The sequence below is a fragment of the Teichococcus deserti genome (assembly GCF_001982615.1).
In the GTDB taxonomy this organism is placed as follows: domain Bacteria; phylum Pseudomonadota; class Alphaproteobacteria; order Acetobacterales; family Acetobacteraceae; genus Pseudoroseomonas; species Pseudoroseomonas deserti.
Map to the genome: position 1 here is coordinate 1 of NZ_MLCO01000519.1, position 1,450 is coordinate 1,450.

Below are 1,450 nucleotides of genomic sequence, written 5' to 3' on the forward strand. Positions count from 1 at the left end.
ATGCCCGTCCTCCAGCAGCAGCATCCGCTCGCTGGCCAGCGCCGCCACCGGGACGCTGGGCTCGCCGGCCAGGCGGTGGCCCTGCGGCAGGGCGGCGATGAAGGGGTCCTCCGCCACCCGCAGCGTCTCCGCCTCGGGCAGTGCTGCCGGCAGCGCCAGCAGCAGCAGGTCCAGCCGCCCGGCGGCCAGGTCGTCGGCCAGCCGGTCGGTCATGTCCTCCCGCAGCCACAGCTGCAGCCGCGGAAAGGCCTCGCGCAGCGCCGGCATCAGCCGCGGCAGCAGGAACGGCCCGATCGTCGGGATCACCCCCAGCCGCAGCGGCCCGGACAGCGGGTCGCGCGCGGCGGCGGCGGTCTCGGCGACGGCAGCCAGCGCGGCCAGCGCCTGCCGCGCGCGTTCGACCAGCTGCAGGCCGAGCGGGGTGAAGACCGGGCGCTTGGCCGGGCCGCGCTCCAGGATGGCGGCATCGAGCTGGCGCTCCAGCGCGATGATGCCGGCCGAAAGGGTCGATTGCGTCACCGCGCAGGCCCGCGCCGCCCGGCCGAAATGGCCATGATCGGCGAGACCCACCAGGTATCGCAGCTGCTGGGGGCTGGGCAGCGGGGTCATCGATCCAGCCGATGGTTTCGTCGAAAACTATTCATTGGCATGTGTGCGGCGCAGCATACATAACAGGCTACACCGCGGCGAGAGAGGCCGATCCTCCCGGATTGCCGATCGACCCTGCGACAAGCTTTCGAGAATGGAGAGATCCACGATGCTGACGGTTGGCGACAAGTTCCCCGCGTTCAAGCTCACCGCCGTGAAGGGCGGCCCGGACGGCCTCGAGGGCCCGGGCAAGTCCTTCGTCGAGATCACCAACGAGTCGGATGCCGGCAAGTGGAAGATCGTCTTCTTCTGGCCGAAGGATTTCACCTTCATCTGTCCGACCGAGATCGCCGCCTTCGGCAAGCTGAACGGCGAGTTCTCCGACCGTGACGCCGTCCTCTACGGCGCCTCGACCGACAGCGAGTTCGTGCACCTGAACTGGCGCGTCTACAACAAGGACATCAACGACCTGCCGATCCCGATGCTGGCCGACACCAAGCGCGAGCTGTCGTCGGCGCTGGGCATCCTCGACAAGAACGAAGGTGTTGCTCTCCGCGCCACCTTCATCGTCGACCCCGAGGGCACCATCCAGTGGGCCTCGGTGAACGGCCTGAATGTCGGCCGCAACCCGCAGGAAGTGGTCCGCGTCCTCGACGCGCTGCAGACCGACGAGCTCTGCCCCTGCAACTGGAACAAGGGCGGCGACACCCTGAAGCCGCAGGAGCTGTTCCAGGCCGCCTGATCCGGAGAAGGACCGGCCGCGCGCCGGTCCTCTTCCCCGCGGCCATCCCTGAGATGGCCGCCCGGTGCGCCAGGCGGGTGCAGAACCCCGGGCGCAGACCGCACCCCCTCTCCTCCCCCC

Annotated in this window: 2 protein-coding genes; one reads left to right on the forward strand and one right to left on the reverse strand. The window is 69.7% G+C overall.

Going from position 1 to position 1,450, the window contains the following annotated elements:
• Window positions 1–609, reverse strand: a 609-nt coding sequence (locus tag BKE38_RS29660) for a LysR substrate-binding domain-containing protein (RefSeq protein WP_076960669.1), incomplete at its 3' end; no start/stop codon positions are given.
• Window positions 610–757: 148 nt separating this feature from the next.
• Here BKE38_RS29660 and BKE38_RS29665 point away from each other — a divergent pair.
• Entirely contained in the window at window positions 758–1,330 is a 573-nt protein-coding gene (locus BKE38_RS29665) for a peroxiredoxin (protein ID WP_076960670.1), read from the forward strand.
• Window positions 1,331–1,450 lie beyond the last annotated feature (120 nt).

Bases quoted from the DNA above. Each gene is read 5' to 3' on its own strand.
- BKE38_RS29665 (WP_076960670.1), top strand. From the start codon at position 758: ATGCTGACGGTTGGCGACAAGTTCCCCGCGTTCAAGCTCACCGCCGTG.